Raw genomic sequence first — 15,911 nt, 5'->3', positions numbered from 1 at the left:
ATGGGCCAAAACCGGGGCCCCGGAAGGCGGTCACCGTCACACTCCGATGGGGGTCGCCACCGGCTCGACGTGGGCGGTGCAGGCCGAGCAGCGGCGGGCGGCCTCGGGGATCTCGGTCAGGCATTCGGGGCAGGGGCGCTTCGGGGTCGCCGGCTTCTTCGGCAGGTACTTCGCGGTGGCCTTGGTGATCGGCAGGACGACGCAGAAGTAGAGCACCGCGGCGGTCATGACGAACGCGATCAGGACGTTGAGGAACTGGCCGTACGGGAAGGTGACCCCCGCGACCGTCGCCTTGTACGAGCTGAAGTCGCCGGCGGCGCCGACCACCACACCCACCAGCGGGGTGAGGAAGGCGGACACGAAGCCGGTCACCACCGCGGTGAACGCGGCACCGATGACGACACCGACCGCCATGTCGACGACGTTGCCGCGCATCATGAAGTCGCGGAATCCCTTGAGCACTTGCTCTCTCCCTGCTCGCTCGAAAGCGCCCGAAGCGCCAGAGGCCACTGAAGCCACCGACGCCACTGCCAGCCGTTAAAAATAGGACAAAAGCCCTGGAGGTTCAAACCTCCAGGGCTCTGATCCCTTGTCAGCAACGGCAGTCGGCCGCCCCGACACGCCGCCGGCGACTAGCCGAGCGGGTCCGGCGCCGCGGTGATGCCGAGCTTCGCGAGCTCCGCCTTGCCGCCGTCGAAGGCGGTCAGGACCAGCGGGCCCTGCTCGGTCACGGCCACCGAGTGCTCCCAGTGCGAGGCCCAGGTGCCGTCGTTGGTGACGACCGTCCACTCGTCGTCCAGCACGGTGGTGTGCGGGGTGCCCAGCGAGACCATCGGCTCGATCGCCAGCACGGTGCCGGGCACCAGCTTCGGGCCCTTGCCGCGGCCGCGCTCGACGTAGTTCAGCACGTGCGGCTCCATGTGCATCGCGGTGCCGATGCCGTGGCCGCCGTAGCCCTCGGTGATGCCCCACTTGCCCTTCGGGGGCAGCGGCTGGCGGCGGATGAAGCCCTCGATCGCCTTGGAGACGTCGACCAGGCGGTTGTTCTTCTTCATCTGGGCGATGCCGGCCCACATCGAGCCCTCGGTCACCCGGCTCAGCATCTCGACCTCCGGGCGGACCTCGCCGACCGCGACGGTGATCGCCGAGTCGCCGTGCCAGCCGTCCAGGATGGCGCCGCAGTCGATCGAGATGATGTCGCCCTCCTGGAGCACCCGCTCGCCGGGGATGCCGTGCACGACCTCGTTGTTCACCGAGGCGCAGATCACGCCCGGGAACCAGAGGCCGCCGTGGTGGGCGCGGAAGTTGGAGGTGGCACCGTGGTCCGTGATCACCTTGTCCGCGATGTCGTTCAGCTCCTGGGTGGTCACCCCCGGAGCGACCGCCTCCCGGCAGGCCTTCAACGCCTCGGCGACGACCAGCCCGGCCGCTCGCATCTTCGCGATCTGCTCGGGGGTCTTGATCTCCACCATCTGGTCACGCCTTCCACGCTCTGTTTGCCACTGCCTACCACCGTACGTACGTCGCCAAGAAACGTCCCTGGGAGACGTCGCCGAGAAACTCAGCTGTCCTGCTTCAGCGCCTCGATCGCGCGCTGGGTGACCTCGTCCACCTTGCCGAGGGCCGAGATGGTCGCCACCAGGCCCTGCTGGACGTAGTAGTCGATGATCGGCTCGGTCTCCGTGTGGTAGACCTCCAGGCGGGTGCGCACCTTCTCCTCGGTGTCGTCCGAGCGCTGGTACAGCTCGCCGCCGCACTCGTCGCAGACGCCCTCGGCCTTCGGCGCGTTGTAGTCCACGTGGAACACGTGGCCACCGTCGTTGCGGCACAGGCGACGGCCGGCGATCCGGCGGACCACCTCGTCCTCGGGGACCTCCAGGTCCAGCACGCCGTCCAGCTTGATGCCCTGCTCGGCGAGGAACTCATCGAGCGCCTTGGCCTGGCCAAGGTTGCGGGGGAAGCCGTCGAGCAGGAAGCCGTTGGCGGCGTCCGGCTGGAGCATGCGGTCCTTGGCCATCCCGATGGTGACCTCATCCGGCACCAGGCGACCCGCGTCCATGTAGCTCTTGGCCTCGAGCCCCAGTGGGGTGCCCTGGCCGATGTTGGCGCGGAACAGGTCGCCGGTGGAGATGTGGGGAATGGACAGGGTCTTGGCGAGCAGGTGCGCCTGAGTACCCTTCCCGGCCCCGGGAGGACCGACGAGGACGATACGCATCAGCGGAGGAACCCTTCGTAATTGCGCTGCTGGAGCTGGCTCTCGATCTGCTTGACAGTTTCGAGTCCGACGCCGACGACGATGAGCACACTGGTGCCACCGAACGGGAAGCTGGTCTGCTGTCCGAAGGCGACCAGGGCGATCATCGGGATCAACGCGATCAGGCCCAGGTAGAGCGAACCCGGCCACGTGATACGGGTGAGCACGTAGTTCAGGTACTCGGCCGTCGGCCGGCCGGCCCGGATGCCCGGGATGAACCCACCATACTTCTTCATATTGTCGGCAACTTCTTCGGGGTTGAAGGAGATGGCGACGTAGAAGAAGGCAAAGAAGACGATCAGCAGGAAGTAGGTGGCCATGTAGATCGGGTGGTCACCCTTGACGAAGTTCGTCCGGATCCAAGTCGCCCAGCCGGCCTGGCTGTTGGTCAGCTGGACCACCAGGGCGGGGATGTACAGCAGCGACGAGGCGAAGATGACCGGGATGACACCGGCCTGGTTCACCTTGAGCGGGATGTACGTCGACGTGCCGCCGAACGCCCGGCGGCCGATCATCCGCTTCGCGTACTGCACCGGGATCCGGCGCTGGGCCTGCTCGACGAAGATGACCAGCATCACAACGATGATGCCGACCGCGATCACGGACAGGAACTCGACCCAGCCACCGCCGATGGTGCCGGTCGACTTGATGTTCCACATCGAGGACGGGAACTGCGCGGCGATCGAGGTGAAGATCAGCAGCGACATGCCGTTGCCGATACCGCGGTCGGTGATCAGCTCGCCCAGCCACATGATCACGCTGGTGCCGGCGGTCATGGTCAGCACCATGACGGCGATCCGGAACACGCCGGTGTCGGGCACGATCTGGTTGGCCAGCGGGCAGCCGGAGAACAGCGCACCGCTGGAGGCCGTCGCGACGATGCCGGTGCCCTGCAGCACCGCGAGCGCGATGGTCAGGTAGCGGGTGTACTGGGTGATCTTCGCCTGGCCGGCCTGCCCCTCCTTCTTCAGCGCCTCAAGTCGCGGGATCACGACGGTGAGGAGCTGGAGGATGATGCTCGCCGTGATGTACGGCATGATGCCGAGGGCGAAGATCGTCAGCTGGAGCAGCGCACCACCACTGAACAGGTTGACGAGCCCGAAGAGACCGTTGTTCTTGGTCTCCTTCACACACTCGTTCACCGCGGTGAAACTCACGCCAGGGATCGGGATGTGCGAGCCCAGCCGGAACAGCACCATGATGCCCAGCGTGAACAGCAGCTTCTTGCGCAGGTCGGGCGTCTGGAACGCCCGCGCGAACGCACTGAGCACGGTGCCTCCTGCGCCTCCCGCACGTCGTCGGCGGGAGGGTCGGTCCTGAATGGGGAGTTTGCGGTTCGGGCTCCCGTACAGACGGCATAGGCGAGCCTACGCGCAGCCTACAAGGGAACTCCACGGACTCTAACAGTGCGCAGCCACTCGGAAGAAGCGCGTACGGCCCCTCCCCCACTCACGGGGTACGGGATGCCCGGGTTTGCCACACAAAAGAACGAGGGCCGGTCCGGCCTGATTTCGGTCCGCCGGCCGGGCCGGTCCCGCAGGTAAAAGGCCGGAAAAGCACGAGCCCCGCACCTCCCGGAGGAGGTGCGGGGCTCGAAGCTGTGTCAGCGGGCTCAGACGAGCTCGGTGACCGTACCGCCGGCGGCGGTGATCTTCTCGGCGGCGGAACCGGAGACGGCGTCGACCGTCACCTGCAGCGCGACCGAGATCTCGCCGGTGCCGAGCACCTTGACGAGGGAGTTCTTGCGAACCGCGCCCTTCGCGACCAGGTCCTCGACCGTGACCTCGCCACCCTGCGGGTAGAGCTCGGCCAGCTTGTCGAGGTTGACAACCTGGAACGTGATCTTGAACGGGTTCTTGAAGCCCTTCAGCTTCGGCAGGCGCATGTGGAGCGGCATCTGGCCACCCTCGAAGCGCTGCGGAACCTGGTAGCGGGCCTTGGTGCCCTTGGTACCACGACCGGCGGTCTTACCCTTGGAGCCCTCACCACGACCCACGCGGATCTTGTCGGTCTTGGCACCCGGGGCGGGACGCAGGTTGTGGATCTTGATCGGGTTGTCGCCCATGATCAGTCCACCTCCTCAACCGTCACCAGGTGACGGACCGTGTGGGCCATCCCGCGGATCTCGGGACGGTCCTCCTTCACCACGACGTCGTGCATGCGCTTGAGACCAAGCGAACGCAGGGTGTCACGGTGGTTCTGCTTGCTGCCGATGTACGACTTGGTCTGCGTGATCTTCAGGCGAGCCATCAGGCGCTCACCCCAGCAGCACGCGCCCGCAGCAGAGCGGCGGGAGCCACGTCCTCCAGCGGCAGGCCACGACGGGCGGCGATCTCCTCGGGGCGAACGAGGCCCTTCAGAGCCACCACGGTGGCGTGCACGATGTTGATCGCGTTGTCCGAGCCGAGCGACTTCGACAGGATGTCGTGGATGCCCGCGCACTCCAGCACGGCACGCACCGGGCCACCGGCGATAACACCGGTACCGGGGGCAGCCGGCTTCAGGAGCACGACGCCGGCAGCCTTCTCGCCCTGGATCGGGTGCGGGATGGTGCCCTGGATACGGGGAACCTTGAAGAAGTTCTTCTTGGCCTCCTCAACACCCTTGGCGATGGCGGCCGGAACCTCCTTCGCCTTCCCGTAACCAACACCCACGGTGCCCTCGCCATCGCCCACCACGACCAGCGCGGTGAAGGAGAAGCGACGACCACCCTTGACAACCTTGGCGACACGGTTGATGGCAACCACGCGCTCGACGTAAGCGGTCTTCTCGACGGCGGGGGCGTTACCCCGGTCGTCACGCTTACGGTCGCGCCGCTCGCCACCGGTGCCGCCGCCGGCGCCGCTACCGCGGCGCTGGGGTCCAGCCATTGGAATTACCTCTCTCGATTACGTCCGTCGACTGAGCCGACGAGCGGCTTAGAAGTCGAGCCCGGCCTCGCGAGCCGCGTCCGCCAGGGCGGCGATGCGGCCGGCGTACCGGTTGCCCGCGCGGTCGAAGACGACCGACTCGATGCCGGCGGCCTTGGCGCGCTCGGCGACCAGGCTCCCGACCTTCTTGGCCAGCTCGGTCTTGTCGCCCTCGGCGCCCTTGATGGACACGTCGAGGGTGGACGCCGACGCCAGGGTGTGACCCTTGGCGTCGTCGATGACCTGGGCGACCATGTGACGGTTCGAGCGCGTCACGACGAGGCGCGGACGCACCTCGGTGCCGACGACGCGCTTGCGAACGCGAATCGCGCGGCGCTTGCGAGCGGCGGCCTTGTAGGCGTTGCCCTTGCCGATCTTGACAGAGACGCTCATCGCTTACTTACCACTCTTTCCGACCTTGCGGCGGATGACCTCGCCCGCGTACTTGACACCCTTGGCCTTGTACGGGTCGGGCTTGCGCAGCTTGCGGATCTTCGCGGCGACCTCGCCGACCTTCTGCTTGTCGATGCCGTCCACGTGGAACTTGGTGGCCGACTCGACGACGAAGGTGATGCCCTCCGGGGCCTCGACCAGGATCGGGTGGCTGTAGCCGAGCTGGAACTCCATGTCGGAGCCCTTCGCCAGAACTCGGTAGCCGACACCGCTGATCTCCAGCGACTTGCGGTAGCCCGCGGTCACGCCGGTGATCATGTTCGCCACCAGCGTGCGGGAAAGGCCGTGCAGGGCCTTCGACATACGCTCGTCGTTGGGGCGGGTGACGAGCAGCGTGCCGTCCTCGCCCTTACCGATCTCGATCGGCGCGGCGACGAGGTGGGTGAGGGAGCCCTTGGGGCCCTTCACCGAGACCGCCTGGCCATCGATGGTGACGTCCACGCCGGCGGGAACCGGGATGGGCAGCCGTCCAATGCGCGACATTGCTGTACCTCCGTTTCCCGAATTACCAGACGTAGGCGAGAACTTCTCCGCCTACGCCCTTCTTGGCGGCCTGCTTGTCGGTGAGGAGACCGGAGGACGTGGAGATGATCGCCACGCCCAGGCCGCCGAGCACCTTCGGCAGGTTGGTGGACTTTGCGTAGACCCGCAGGCCCGGCTTGCTGATCCGCTTGATGCCAGCGATCGAGCGCTCACGGTTGGGGCCGAACTTGAGCTCGATGGTCAGCTTCTTGCCGACCTCGCCCTCAACGGGCTCCTCAACCTTGTAGGAGGAGATGTACCCCTCCTGCTGCAGGATCTCGGCGACGTGCGCCTTGATCTTGCTGGCCGGCATCGCCACGGAGTCGTGGTACGCCGAGTTAGCGTTACGCAGACGCGTGAGCATGTCTGCGATGGGGTCGGTCATGGTCATGATGGCCTCAGGCCTCTCTCGCCGTGGTTTCTCCGCGCCAGGTCCCCCCGCCGCACTCCGAGGAGTGCGGCGGGGGCACAGACGCAGGGGACCTGCGGCGTCGTAAGACTGGGTGCGAGCCCTCCGAAGAGGGTCGACGGCAGCTATGGAGCTCCCGCGACAGGGGGCCCGACCTCACTACCCTACGGGATTCCGTACGTAGCCCCAAAAAGGGGCTCTGTGGGGTCGGGCACACCTGCTTCGCTATGGCGTTACCGCGAGGTCCTGGATTACCAGGAGCTCTTGGTCACACCCGGCAGCTCGCCACGGTGCGCCATCTCACGAAGACACACACGGCAGAGGCCGAACTTGCGGTACACCGAGTGCGGACGGCCGCAGCGCTGGCACCGGGTGTAGGCCCGGACGCCGAACTTCGGCTTGCGCTCGGACTTCGCGATGAGGGACTTCTTCGCCATTGGCTCACGCCTCCTTGAACGGGAAGCCCAGAGCACGCAGGAGCGCCCGGCCCTCGTCGTCGGTCTGAGCGGTGGTCACGACGGTGATGTCCATACCGCGCTGACGGTCGACCTTGTCCTGGTCGATCTCGTGGAACATAACCTGCTCGGTCAGACCGAAGGTGTAGTTGCCACGGCCGTCGAACTGCTTCGGGGAGAGGCCACGGAAGTCACGGATTCGCGGCAGGGCCAGCGAAACCAGACGGTCCAGGAACTCCCACATGCGGTCACCACGGAGGGTGACGTGGGTGCCGATCGGCTGGCCCTCGCGCAGCTTGAACTGCGCGATGGACTTGCGAGCCTTGGTCACGGCCGGCTTCTGACCGGTGATCGCGGTCAGATCGCGGATCGCGCCCTCGATCAGCTTGCTGTCACGGGCGGCCTCGCCGACACCCATGTTGACGACGACCTTGACCAGGCCGGGCGTCAGCATGACGTTCTCGTACGAGAACTGCTCCTGCAGCTGACCCTTGATCTCGGAGTTGTAACGCTCCTTGAGACGGGGGGTCACCTTCTCAACAGTCGTCTCAGACATCAGATGTCCTCACCGGTTCGCTTGGCAACGCGGATCTTGTTGCCCTCGTCATCGAAGCGGTAGCCAACGCGGGTGACGACCTTCTTGCCGTCCTTCTCCACGACCAGCTGGACGTTGGAGACGTGCACCGGGGCCTCGACGGTGACGATGCCACCCTGAGTGCCCGGGCCCGGCTTGGTGTGCTTCTTGACCCGGTTCACACCCTCGACCAGGACCTTGTTCTCGGCGGGCATGGCCTGGATGACCTTGCCCTGCTTGCCGCGGTCCTTGCCGGTGATGACCTGAACCAGGTCACCCTTCTTGATCTTCATGCTGTTCGCCATGGGTTAGAGCACCTCCGGCGCAAGCGAGATGATCTTCATGAACTTCTTGTCGCGCAGCTCGCGGCCCACCGGGCCGAAGATGCGGGTACCGCGGGGGTCACCCTCGGTGTTCTTGAGGACGACGGCGGCGTTCTCGTCGAACCGGATGTACGAACCGTCGGGACGACGGCGCGACTTCACGGTACGGACGACGACGCACTTGACGACGTCACCCTTCTTCACCGAACCGCCGGGGATCGCGTCCTTGACGGTGGCGACGATGACGTCCCCGATACCGGCGTAGCGGCGACCGGAGCCACCGAGAACGCGGATGCAAAGGATTTCCTTCGCGCCCGTGTTGTCGGCGACACGCAGTCGCGACTCCTGCTGGATCACAGCTTTCTCCTGATCGTCAACGAGAGCTGACGGGCCGGCCGCTGCTCACACCAGCGCCCGCAAGGGGCCTGATGCACATACGGCCGTACCGCATCAACTTCGTTACTTGGCCTTCTCGAGGATCTCGACGACGCGCCAGCGCTTCGTCGCGGACAGCGGGCGGGTCTCCGCGAGGAGGACCCGGTCGCCGATGCCACAGGCGTTCGCCTCGTCGTGCGCCTTCAGCTTGTTCGTACGGCGGATGACCTTGCCGTACAGAGCGTGCTTGACGCGGTCCTCGACGGCGACGACGACGGTCTTGTCCATCTTGTCGCTGACGACGAGACCCTCACGGGTCTTGCGGAAACCGCGCGTCTCGTTGGTGTTCTCAGTCATCAGGCGTTCTCCACCGTCTCGATGCCCAGCTCGCGCTCGCGCATCAGGGTGTAGATCCGCGCGATGTCCTTACGGACGAGCTTGAGCCGTCCGTGGTTGTCGAGCTGCCCGGTCGCCGCCTGGAAGCGGAGGTTGAACAGCTCCTCCTTGGCCTCACGGAGCTTGGCAACGAGACCCTCGTTGTCCAGCTCGCGGAGGTCAGCAGCCTTGGTGCCGGCCGACATCAGCTCTCACCTGCCTCGCGCCGGATGATCCGGCACTTCATCGGGAGCTTGTGAGCTGCGCGGGTCAGCGCCTCACGAGCCACCTTCTCGTTGGGGTACGACAGCTCGAACATGACCCGACCCGGGTGCACGTTCGCGATCCACCACTCGGGCGAACCCTTACCGGAACCCATGCGGGTCTCGGCCGGCTTCTTGGTGAGCGGACGGTCCGGGTAGATGTTGATCCAGACCTTGCCGCCACGCTTGATGTGACGGGTGACGGCGATACGAGCGGACTCGATCTGCCGGTTCGTCACGTAGGCCGGGGTGACGGCCTGGATGCCGTACTCGCCGAAGGCGAGCTCGGTGCCACCCTTGGCAGCGCCACGGCGCTTCGGGTGGTGCTGCTTGCGGTGCTTGACCCGACGGGGGATCAGCATTTGAGTCAGGCCTCCGTTCCGGTGTTCTCGGCAGCCGGAGCCTCGGCCGCCGCGGCCGCGGGGGCCTCGGCAGCGGCGGGGCGACGGCCACGGCCACCGCGCTCGCCACCACGGCGCTCGCCACCGCGGGCGGGACGACCACCCTCGGGACGGGCCGGGCGGTTGCCCGAGCGGGCAGCGGCGTTCTCAGCGCGGACCTCGGCGATGTTCTTGACGTCGCCCTTGTAGATCCAGACCTTCACACCGATACGGCCGAAGGTCGTCTTGGCCTCGAAGAAGCCGTAGTCGACGTTCGCGCGCAGGGTGTGCAGCGGCACACGGCCCTCGCGGTAGAACTCCGAACGGCTCATCTCGGCGCCGCCGAGACGACCGGAGCACTGCACCTTGATGCCCTTGGCGCCGGACTTCATGGTGCCCTGCATCGACTTGCGCATGGCACGGCGGAAGGAGACGCGCGAGGACAGCTGCTCCGCGACGCCCTGAGCCACGAGCTGGGCGTCCAGCTCGGGGTTCTTGACCTCGAGGATGTTCAGCTGGACCTGCTTGCCGGTCAGCTTCTCGAGGTCGCCGCGGATGCGGTCGGCCTCGGTGCCACGGCGGCCGATGACGATGCCGGGGCGAGCGGTGTGGATGTCAACGCGGACGCGGTCGCGGGTGCGCTCGATCTCGACCTTGGAGATGCCGGCGCGCTCCATGCCCTTCGTCATCATGCGACGAATGGCGACGTCTTCCTTGACGTAGTCCTTGTACAGCTTGTCGGCGTACCAGCGGGACTTGAAGTCCGTGCTGATGCCGAGGCGGAACCCGTGCGGGTTAACCTTCTGGCCCATTACCGGGTCCCTTCCTTGCTGCTGACGACCACGGTGATGTGGCTGGTCCGCTTGCGGATCCGGTAGGCACGACCCTGGGCACGCGGACGGAACCGCTTCAGGGTCGGGCCCTCGTCAACGTACGCCTCGCTGATGACGAGGTCGTCCACGTTGTTGTGGTTGTAGTTGTGCACGGCGTTGGCAATGGCGCTGTCGAGCACCTTGCCGACCGGCACGGTGGCGGCCTGCGGAGCGAAACGCAGGACCGCCTGGGCCTCCGTGGCATTCAGGCCACGGATGAGGTCCACCACGCGGCGGGCCTTCATGGGCGTGACGCGGATGTACCGCGCCTGGGCCCTGGCTTCCATGGTTGTCCCCTTGCTGGTGTAAGTCATTGAGTCGGTAATCTCGCTGGCGACTAGCGACGCTTCGACTTGCGGTCGTCCTTGACGTGACCGCGGAACGTACGCGTCGGCGCGAACTCGCCGAGCTTGTGGCCGACCATCGACTCGGTGACGAACACCGGGACGTGCTTACGGCCATCGTGCACCGCGATCGTGTGGCCGAGCATGGCCGGGAAGATCACGGAGCGACGGGACCAGGTCTTGATGACGTTCTGGGTACCCGCCTCGTTCTGCGCGTCCACCTTCTTGAGAAGGTGGCCGTCGATGAAGGGGCCCTTCTTGAGACTGCGCGGCATCTGACCTGCTCCTAGCGCTTCTTGTTGGTCTTGCGGCGGCGCACGATGAGAGCGTCCGACGCCTTCTTCGGGCGACGGGTGCGACCCTCCTTCTGGCCCCACGGCGAGACCGGGTGGCGACCACCAGAGGTCTTACCCTCACCACCACCGTGCGGGTGGTCGATCGGGTTCATGGCGACACCACGCACGGTCGGGCGGACGCCCTTCCAGCGCATGCGGCCGGCCTTGCCCCAGTTGATGTTCGACTGCTCGGCGTTGCCGACCTCGCCGACGGTGGCGCGGCAGCGCGCGTCGACCAGGCGGATCTCGCCGGAGGGCATGCGCAGGTGCGCCATCTTGCCCTCACGCGCCAGCAGCTGGATGCCGGCACCGGCGGAGCGGGCCATCTTGGCACCGCCACCGGGACGCAGCTCCACAGCGTGGATGGTCGTACCGACCGGGATGTTGCGAAGCGGCAGGTTGTTGCCCGGCTTGATGTCGGCGCCAGCGCCGTTCTCGATCCGGTCACCCTGCGCGATGCCGCGCGGCGCGATGATGTAGCGCTTCTCGCCGTCCGCGTAGTGCAGGAGCGCGATGCGCGCGGTGCGGTTCGGGTCGTACTCGATGTGCGCGACCTTGGCCGGCACGCCGTCCTTGTCGTGACGACGGAAGTCGATCACGCGGTAGGCGCGCTTGTGACCGCCACCCTGGTGGCGAACGGTGATCCGACCGGCGTTGTTACGGCCGCCCTTGCTGTGCAGGGGGCGAACCAGCGACTTCTCCGGCGTGGACCGCGTGATCTCTACGAAGTCGGCCACGCTGGAGCCACGACGGCCCGGCGTAGTCGGCTTGTACTTGCGGATGCCCATTTGGCTCTCTCGTCCTCGTCCTTATCGACGATCACGATCTCCGTTAGGAGACCGGACCACCGAAGATGTCGATGCGGTTGCCCTCAGCCAGCTTCACGATGGCGCGCTTGGTGTCCTTGCGCTTGCCAAAGCCCGTCTTGGAGCGCTTGCGCTTGCCCTGACGGTTGATCGTGTTGACAGCCTCGACCTTGACCGAGAAGACCGCCTCGACGGCCTGCTTGATCTGGGTCTTGTTGGCGCCCGGCGACACGATGAACGTGTACTTGTTCTCGTCGAGAAGGCTGTAGCTCTTCTCGGAGATGACCGGCTTCACCAGGACGTCACGGGGGTCCGTGAACGTCTTGCTCGTGATCTCTGCAGCCATCAGGCGGCGCTCCCTTCGAGCTCGCCCTCAGCAGCCACGGCCTTGGCGGACGCGGCGGGACCCGCCACGAAACGCTCGAAGGCGGCCTGGGTGAAGACCACATCGTCGGAGACGAGCACGTCGTAGGTGTTCAGCTGACCGGCGTCCAGGATGTGCACGTGCGGCAGGTTGCGGGCGCTCTTCAGACCCAGCTCGTCGGCACGCTCGACGACGAGGAGGATGTTCTTGCGCTCGGTGATCTTGCCGAACAGACCCTTGGCGGCCTTGGTCGACGGCGCCTCGGTCGCGGTCACGTCGGTGATGACGTGGATGCGGTTGTGGCGGGCCCGGTCGGTGAGCGCACCGCGCAGGGCGGCGGCGATCATCTTCTTCGGGGTCCGCTGCGAGTAGTCGCGCGGCACGGGACCGTGCACAACGCCACCGCCGGCGAACTGCGGCGCACGGGTCGAGCCCTGACGGGCGCGGCCGGTGCCCTTCTGGCGGTACGGCTTCTTGCCGCCACCGCGGACCTCGGCACGAGTCTTGGTCTTGTGGGTGCCCTGACGGGCCGCAGCGAGCTGCGCCACGACGACCTGGTGCATCAGCGGAACGCTGACCTTCGCGTCGAAGATCTCGGCCGGCAGCTCAAGGCTGCCGGTCTTGTCGCCCGAGGGCGACAGGATGTCAATGGTGCTCATATCCTCACAGCCCCTTCGCCGCGGTGCGGACGAGGACGAGGCCGCCGTTCGGGCCCGGGATTGCACCCTTGATCAGGAGCAGCCCCTTCTCCGCGTCAACGGCATGGATGGTCAGGTTCTGGGTGGTCACACGCTCGTGGCCCATCCGGCCGGCCATCCTCACGCCCTTGAACACGCGACCCGGGGTGGCGCAGCCACCGATCGAGCCGGGCGAGCGGTGCTTGCGCTGCACACCGTGACCGGCGCCGAGGCCCCGGAAGTTGTGGCGCTTCATGACACCGGCGAAGCCCTTGCCCTTGGAGGTGCCGGTCACGTCGACCTTGACACCCGCCTCGAACAGCTCCGCGGTGATCTCCTGGCCGAGGGTGTACTCGGAAGCATCCGCGGTGCGGAGCTCGACCAGGTGGCGGCGCGGGGTGACACCGGCCTTGGCGAAGTGACCCGCGAGGGGCTTGTTCACCTTGCGGGGGTCGATCTCGCCGAAGCCGATCTGGACGGCGTCGTAGCCGGCCGGGCTGTCGGCGGTGTGGACCTGGGTCACGACATTGGGCCCAGCCTTGACGACGGTCACCGGAACGACCCGGTTGTTCTCGTCCCAGACCTGGGTCATGCCGAGCTTCTCGCCCAGGATGCCCTTAATCTGCTTAGCCATCTTCGGTGCGCCTCTCAGAGCTTGATCTCGATGTCGACGCCAGCCGGCAGGTCGAGACGCATGAGCGAGTCAACCGTCTTCGGCGTGGGGTCGAGGATGTCGATCAGACGCTTGTGAGTACGCATCTCGAAGTGCTCGCGCGAGTCCTTGTACTTGTGCGGCGAGCGGATGACGCAGTACACGTTCTTCTCAGTGGGCAGCGGCACCGGGCCTGCGACCTGCGCACCAGTACGGATCACCGTCTCGACGATCTTCTTCGCCGAGGAGTCGATGACCTCGTGGTCGTAGGCCTTGAGCCGGATGCGGATCTTCTGTCCCGCCATGGCTACTCAGTAGTCCTTCTGTCGATAGTTGCCACACGACTTCCCTCCGACCCCCGCGCTCGGGCGTGTCGCACTCGCGCTTGCAAAAAACCGGCGAAGAACTCGTCGGTTTCGAACTTTCGGGGTTGGGGGGGCCGGGTCGAGGCCCCGCACACGCTTCCCGGAAGATTCCCGTACTTTCGCCCCGCAGCTGCCGTGGCGTCGACTTCACGCTTAACGGCCATCACGGGAACGACGAGTACATGGGACTCGCTTCCGGTCCTCCCGGCGGGAGGCGCGCAGCATCGGCACTCAACCGAGCAACTTGGACATACTGCCACATGGAGCAGCCCGGATGCCAATCGGGGCCGGTGAGGTCTCCCTCATCGGCCCCGATCGGGTGATCGCGCTGATCAGCCCTTGCGCCAGAGCACCCAGCCGCGGTCCTTGCTGTACTTCGCGACGTGCCAGCCGGCCGGCGGCTTCGGCCAGCTGGACTCCGGGCTGGCGTCCTTCGGCAGCGTCAGCAGCACCGTGTTGGCCTGCTCCTGCGGGGCGTTGCCGCCCTTCACGTTGTTGGTCCAGACCCGGCCCCAGTAGACCTCGAAGGACAGCGCCATCCTGGTGCCCCAGTCGAGGTCCCAGTCCATGATCAGGTTGTCGCCCTTGGTCAGGCCGGCCTCCTTGGCCAGGCCGACGGCCTCGTACTTGCGGGTCTTGGTGTGCGGCTCGGCGACGTTGTCGGTGATGACGACCGTCGCGTAGGCGGTGAACACGGTGAGGCAGCCGACCACGGCCGCGACCACCCGGCGGCCGCCCGCAGCCCGCAGCAGCAGGCAGGCGCCCAGCACCGCGAGCGCGCCCGCCGTGGTCCGGCTCATGTGCACGCCGTCCCAGGTCGAGGCCAGGAACTGCGCGTCCGGGACGGTCCACGGCAGGACCCATTGCCGCAGCTCGGAGCCCGCGTACGCGCCCACCGACAGCTGGATGACCCCGATCACCAGCGCACCGGCCAGCGCGAGCTTCAGCAGCTGGCCGACCCCGGCCCGGAACAGCGCAACCAGGCCGACCACCAGGAACAGCGGCACCAGCACCGCGCAGTACCGGGCATACACCCAGTTGTCCGTCCGGTTGGTGTCCGCCAGGCCGGCCGCGGCGGCCAGCGCGACGCCGAACAGCATCGCGGCCATGCAGAAGGCCACCACCCGGTCGGCGACCGTGAAGGCGCGGCGGAAGACGACCACCACGCACAGCACGAAGGCGACCGCCCCGAAGCCGTACGTGGAGGTCATGAAGTACCAGAGCTGGCCGAAGGTCCGGGCGATGATCGTTCCGATGTACTTGCTGTCGCCGAGGTTCTCGAAGACCTTGTTGCCGACCGTGCTCGGCGGCACGTCCTTGAACTGGTTCTCGATGAAGCCGGCCAGCAGCTTGGCCCCCAGGTACGTCACCCCGAGGCCGCCGATCCCGGCCAGCGAGGCGAGCCGAGGCGCCCAGCCGAAGGCCAGCACCACGACCAGGACCAGCCCGGTCAGCGCCACCACCACGCCGCCGCGGTCGTGGGTGGCCATCGTGTAGCCGGCCGCCACGCCCATCCCCACCGCGTAGAGCGAGCGGCGGCGCAGGGAGCCGGGCGAGAGCCAGCCGTGCATGGTGATGAGCCAGGCCAACAGGAGCACCGGGAGCACGGTGTCCGACATCACGAACTGGGAGTAGAAGACCACCGGCGGCGCCAGGGCCGCGGCCGTCGCCGTCAGGTACGCGTGCGGCCGGGCGAGGCCCAGGCGGCGGGCGGCGACGAAGACCAGCGGGAAGACCAGCGCGTTGAGCACCGCGTTGATGCCCATGATCAGGTGGTACGCGGTCGCGGGGTTGTCGGCGATCCGCAGCGCCGGCGACAGCAGCAGCGGGTACCCGCCCGGGATGACCACGCCGACGGGCATCTCGGTGGTCGGCCGGCCGGCCAGCACCCGGGCGATGACGAGGTAGGAGTCCTCGTCCGCGTGGACCGACGGGTAGTAGTTGTTGATCGACAGGGAGAGTCGGAACAGGGTCTGTCCGACGTAGCCGACCAGTAGGGCCACCGGCCAGAACCAGCGGCGGGTCGTCAGGGCCCGCAGGCGGATCCACGTCGCCGAAGGCGGCGTCGCAGTGGCGGACACGCGGGCCGATCGTTCACTGCTGGCCGACTCCGGCTGGTCGTCGACGGCTGTGCTCAGATCCACGGGCTATCTCCCCTGGGACATCAACGTGGTTGACCGGGTCAGCCTGTGTGACCGGGTGGT

General features: G+C 66.9%; 26 protein-coding genes. All 26 read right to left on the bottom strand.

Annotated elements, in window-relative coordinates; genetic code table 11:
• Window positions 1–36: 36 nt before the first annotated feature.
• Window positions 37–462, bottom strand: coding sequence for a large conductance mechanosensitive channel protein MscL (mscL, locus tag KV557_RS04870; RefSeq protein WP_218198405.1), 426 nt, complete (start codon window positions 460–462; stop codon window positions 37–39).
• Between the two features lie 170 nt (window positions 463–632).
• A complete protein-coding gene (gene map / locus KV557_RS04865) occupies window positions 633–1,472 on the bottom strand; it encodes a type I methionyl aminopeptidase (protein ID WP_218198400.1) in 840 nt (279 codons plus the stop codon).
• Window positions 1,473–1,561: 89 nt separating this feature from the next.
• Window positions 1,562–2,215, bottom strand: coding sequence for an adenylate kinase (locus KV557_RS04860; protein WP_218198398.1), 654 nt, complete (start codon window positions 2,213–2,215; stop codon window positions 1,562–1,564).
• Complete coding sequence (gene secY / locus KV557_RS04855) at window positions 2,215–3,525, bottom strand: preprotein translocase subunit SecY (RefSeq protein ID WP_218198397.1); 1,311 nt, start codon at window positions 3,523–3,525, stop codon at window positions 2,215–2,217. Before secY ends, KV557_RS04860 begins: the two co-directional genes overlap by 1 nt.
• Before the next feature lie 341 nt (window positions 3,526–3,866).
• Window positions 3,867–4,319: a 50S ribosomal protein L15 gene (gene rplO / locus KV557_RS04850; RefSeq protein WP_255752515.1), complete on the bottom strand. Its 453-nt coding sequence runs from the start codon at window positions 4,317–4,319 to the stop codon at window positions 3,867–3,869.
• 2 nt (window positions 4,320–4,321) lie between these two features.
• Window positions 4,322–4,504, bottom strand: coding sequence for a 50S ribosomal protein L30 (gene rpmD, locus KV557_RS04845; protein WP_030055835.1), 183 nt, complete (start codon window positions 4,502–4,504; stop codon window positions 4,322–4,324).
• Entirely contained in the window at window positions 4,504–5,124 is a 621-nt protein-coding gene (gene rpsE / locus KV557_RS04840) for a 30S ribosomal protein S5 (protein WP_218198395.1), read from the bottom strand. The genes rpmD and rpsE overlap by 1 nt, the downstream gene beginning before the upstream one ends.
• A gap of 48 nt (window positions 5,125–5,172) precedes the next feature.
• Entirely contained in the window at window positions 5,173–5,556 is a 384-nt protein-coding gene (gene rplR / locus KV557_RS04835) for a 50S ribosomal protein L18 (protein WP_218198393.1), read from the bottom strand.
• 3 nt (window positions 5,557–5,559) lie between these two features.
• A complete protein-coding gene (rplF, locus tag KV557_RS04830) occupies window positions 5,560–6,099 on the bottom strand; it encodes a 50S ribosomal protein L6 (RefSeq protein WP_218198392.1) in 540 nt (179 codons plus the stop codon).
• A gap of 22 nt (window positions 6,100–6,121) precedes the next feature.
• Window positions 6,122–6,529, bottom strand: coding sequence for a 30S ribosomal protein S8 (gene rpsH, locus KV557_RS04825; protein WP_030055831.1), 408 nt, complete (start codon window positions 6,527–6,529; stop codon window positions 6,122–6,124).
• A gap of 269 nt (window positions 6,530–6,798) precedes the next feature.
• Window positions 6,799–6,984, bottom strand: coding sequence for a type Z 30S ribosomal protein S14 (locus KV557_RS04820; RefSeq protein ID WP_030055830.1), 186 nt, complete (start codon window positions 6,982–6,984; stop codon window positions 6,799–6,801).
• A gap of 4 nt (window positions 6,985–6,988) precedes the next feature.
• Complete coding sequence (gene rplE / locus KV557_RS04815; RefSeq protein WP_030393302.1) at window positions 6,989–7,558, bottom strand: 50S ribosomal protein L5; 570 nt, start codon at window positions 7,556–7,558, stop codon at window positions 6,989–6,991.
• Window positions 7,558–7,869 (bottom strand): 50S ribosomal protein L24, encoded by a 312-nt coding sequence (gene rplX / locus KV557_RS04810; RefSeq protein WP_030055828.1) that lies wholly within the window; start codon window positions 7,867–7,869, stop codon window positions 7,558–7,560. Before rplX ends, rplE begins: the two co-directional genes overlap by 1 nt.
• A 15-nt stretch (window positions 7,870–7,884) precedes the next feature.
• Window positions 7,885–8,256, bottom strand: coding sequence for a 50S ribosomal protein L14 (rplN, locus tag KV557_RS04805; RefSeq protein WP_030055827.1), 372 nt, complete (start codon window positions 8,254–8,256; stop codon window positions 7,885–7,887).
• 102 nt (window positions 8,257–8,358) lie between these two features.
• Window positions 8,359–8,631 carry a 30S ribosomal protein S17 gene (gene rpsQ / locus KV557_RS04800; RefSeq protein WP_030055826.1) on the bottom strand — a complete coding sequence of 91 codons (273 nt, stop codon included), beginning with the start codon at window positions 8,629–8,631 and terminating at the stop codon, window positions 8,359–8,361.
• On the bottom strand, window positions 8,631–8,855 hold the full coding sequence (rpmC, locus tag KV557_RS04795; protein ID WP_063348970.1) for a 50S ribosomal protein L29: 225 nt from the start codon (window positions 8,853–8,855) through the stop codon (window positions 8,631–8,633). The genes rpsQ and rpmC overlap by 1 nt, the downstream gene beginning before the upstream one ends.
• The gene (rplP, locus tag KV557_RS04790; protein WP_030055824.1) at window positions 8,855–9,274 is read right to left on the bottom strand and encodes a 50S ribosomal protein L16; all 420 of its coding nucleotides are present in this window, start codon (window positions 9,272–9,274) and stop codon (window positions 8,855–8,857) included. Before rplP ends, rpmC begins: the two co-directional genes overlap by 1 nt.
• A gap of 5 nt (window positions 9,275–9,279) precedes the next feature.
• On the bottom strand, window positions 9,280–10,104 hold the full coding sequence (rpsC, locus tag KV557_RS04785) for a 30S ribosomal protein S3 (protein WP_188301636.1): 825 nt from the start codon (window positions 10,102–10,104) through the stop codon (window positions 9,280–9,282).
• Entirely contained in the window at window positions 10,104–10,451 is a 348-nt protein-coding gene (rplV, locus tag KV557_RS04780) for a 50S ribosomal protein L22 (RefSeq protein ID WP_033824229.1), read from the bottom strand. The genes rpsC and rplV overlap by 1 nt, the downstream gene beginning before the upstream one ends.
• A gap of 50 nt (window positions 10,452–10,501) precedes the next feature.
• Window positions 10,502–10,783 carry a 30S ribosomal protein S19 gene (gene rpsS / locus KV557_RS04775; protein WP_030055821.1) on the bottom strand — a complete coding sequence of 94 codons (282 nt, stop codon included), beginning with the start codon at window positions 10,781–10,783 and terminating at the stop codon, window positions 10,502–10,504.
• Between the two features lie 11 nt (window positions 10,784–10,794).
• Window positions 10,795–11,631, bottom strand: coding sequence for a 50S ribosomal protein L2 (rplB, locus tag KV557_RS04770; protein ID WP_218198386.1), 837 nt, complete (start codon window positions 11,629–11,631; stop codon window positions 10,795–10,797).
• A 43-nt stretch (window positions 11,632–11,674) separates the two neighbouring features.
• Window positions 11,675–11,995: a 50S ribosomal protein L23 gene (rplW, locus tag KV557_RS04765; protein ID WP_374106590.1), complete on the bottom strand. Its 321-nt coding sequence runs from the start codon at window positions 11,993–11,995 to the stop codon at window positions 11,675–11,677.
• The gene (gene rplD, locus KV557_RS04760; RefSeq protein ID WP_218198384.1) at window positions 11,995–12,672 is read right to left on the bottom strand and encodes a 50S ribosomal protein L4; all 678 of its coding nucleotides are present in this window, start codon (window positions 12,670–12,672) and stop codon (window positions 11,995–11,997) included. The genes rplW and rplD overlap by 1 nt, the downstream gene beginning before the upstream one ends.
• 4 nt (window positions 12,673–12,676) lie before the next feature.
• Window positions 12,677–13,324 (bottom strand): 50S ribosomal protein L3, encoded by a 648-nt coding sequence (gene rplC / locus KV557_RS04755; protein ID WP_218198382.1) that lies wholly within the window; start codon window positions 13,322–13,324, stop codon window positions 12,677–12,679.
• A gap of 14 nt (window positions 13,325–13,338) precedes the next feature.
• The gene (rpsJ, locus tag KV557_RS04750) at window positions 13,339–13,647 is read right to left on the bottom strand and encodes a 30S ribosomal protein S10 (protein WP_012785157.1); all 309 of its coding nucleotides are present in this window, start codon (window positions 13,645–13,647) and stop codon (window positions 13,339–13,341) included.
• Window positions 13,648–14,039: 392 nt separating this feature from the next.
• Window positions 14,040–15,851 (bottom strand): hypothetical protein, encoded by a 1,812-nt coding sequence (locus KV557_RS04745; RefSeq protein ID WP_218198381.1) that lies wholly within the window; start codon window positions 15,849–15,851, stop codon window positions 14,040–14,042.
• Window positions 15,852–15,911 lie beyond the last annotated feature (60 nt).

It is taken from the genome of Kitasatospora aureofaciens (assembly GCF_019192735.1).
GTDB classification, from domain to species: Bacteria; Actinomycetota; Actinomycetes; order Streptomycetales; family Streptomycetaceae; genus Kitasatospora; species Kitasatospora aureofaciens_A.
This window is presented reverse-complemented; position numbering and strand designations above follow the sequence as displayed.

Bases quoted from the DNA above. Each gene is read 5' to 3' on its own strand.
- KV557_RS04820 (WP_030055830.1), bottom strand. From the start codon at position 6,984: ATGGCGAAGAAGTCCCTCATCGCGAAGTCCGAGCGCAAGCCGAAGTTC.
- KV557_RS04860 (WP_218198398.1), bottom strand. From the start codon at position 2,215: ATGCGTATCGTCCTCGTCGGTCCTCCCGGGGCCGGGAAGGGTACTCAG.
- rpmC (WP_063348970.1), bottom strand. From the start codon at position 8,855: ATGTCGGCCGGCACCAAGGCTGCTGACCTCCGCGAGCTGGACAACGAG.
- rplX (WP_030055828.1), bottom strand. From the start codon at position 7,869: ATGAAGATCAAGAAGGGTGACCTGGTTCAGGTCATCACCGGCAAGGAC.
- rpsQ (WP_030055826.1), bottom strand. From the start codon at position 8,631: ATGACTGAGAACACCAACGAGACGCGCGGTTTCCGCAAGACCCGTGAG.
- rplV (WP_033824229.1), bottom strand. From the start codon at position 10,451: ATGGAAGCCAGGGCCCAGGCGCGGTACATCCGCGTCACGCCCATGAAG.
- rpsS (WP_030055821.1), bottom strand. From the start codon at position 10,783: ATGCCGCGCAGTCTCAAGAAGGGCCCCTTCATCGACGGCCACCTTCTC.
- rplO (WP_255752515.1), bottom strand. From the start codon at position 4,319: ATGGGCGACAACCCGATCAAGATCCACAACCTGCGTCCCGCCCCGGGT.
- rpsH (WP_030055831.1), bottom strand. From the start codon at position 6,529: ATGACCATGACCGACCCCATCGCAGACATGCTCACGCGTCTGCGTAAC.
- rpsC (WP_188301636.1), bottom strand. From the start codon at position 10,104: ATGGGCCAGAAGGTTAACCCGCACGGGTTCCGCCTCGGCATCAGCACG.
- rplB (WP_218198386.1), bottom strand. From the start codon at position 11,631: ATGGGCATCCGCAAGTACAAGCCGACTACGCCGGGCCGTCGTGGCTCC.
- rplP (WP_030055824.1), bottom strand. From the start codon at position 9,274: ATGCTGATCCCCCGTCGGGTCAAGCACCGCAAGCAGCACCACCCGAAG.
- rplR (WP_218198393.1), bottom strand. From the start codon at position 5,556: ATGAGCGTCTCTGTCAAGATCGGCAAGGGCAACGCCTACAAGGCCGCC.
- rpsE (WP_218198395.1), bottom strand. From the start codon at position 5,124: ATGGCTGGACCCCAGCGCCGCGGTAGCGGCGCCGGCGGCGGCACCGGT.
- rplF (WP_218198392.1), bottom strand. From the start codon at position 6,099: ATGTCGCGCATTGGACGGCTGCCCATCCCGGTTCCCGCCGGCGTGGAC.
- map (WP_218198400.1), bottom strand. From the start codon at position 1,472: ATGGTGGAGATCAAGACCCCCGAGCAGATCGCGAAGATGCGAGCGGCC.
- rplW (WP_374106590.1), bottom strand. From the start codon at position 11,995: ATGGCTGCAGAGATCACGAGCAAGACGTTCACGGACCCCCGTGACGTC.
- rpmD (WP_030055835.1), bottom strand. From the start codon at position 4,504: ATGGCTCGCCTGAAGATCACGCAGACCAAGTCGTACATCGGCAGCAAG.
- rplC (WP_218198382.1), bottom strand. From the start codon at position 13,324: ATGGCTAAGCAGATTAAGGGCATCCTGGGCGAGAAGCTCGGCATGACC.
- rpsJ (WP_012785157.1), bottom strand. From the start codon at position 13,647: ATGGCGGGACAGAAGATCCGCATCCGGCTCAAGGCCTACGACCACGAG.
- rplE (WP_030393302.1), bottom strand. From the start codon at position 7,558: ATGTCTGAGACGACTGTTGAGAAGGTGACCCCCCGTCTCAAGGAGCGT.
- rplD (WP_218198384.1), bottom strand. From the start codon at position 12,672: ATGAGCACCATTGACATCCTGTCGCCCTCGGGCGACAAGACCGGCAGC.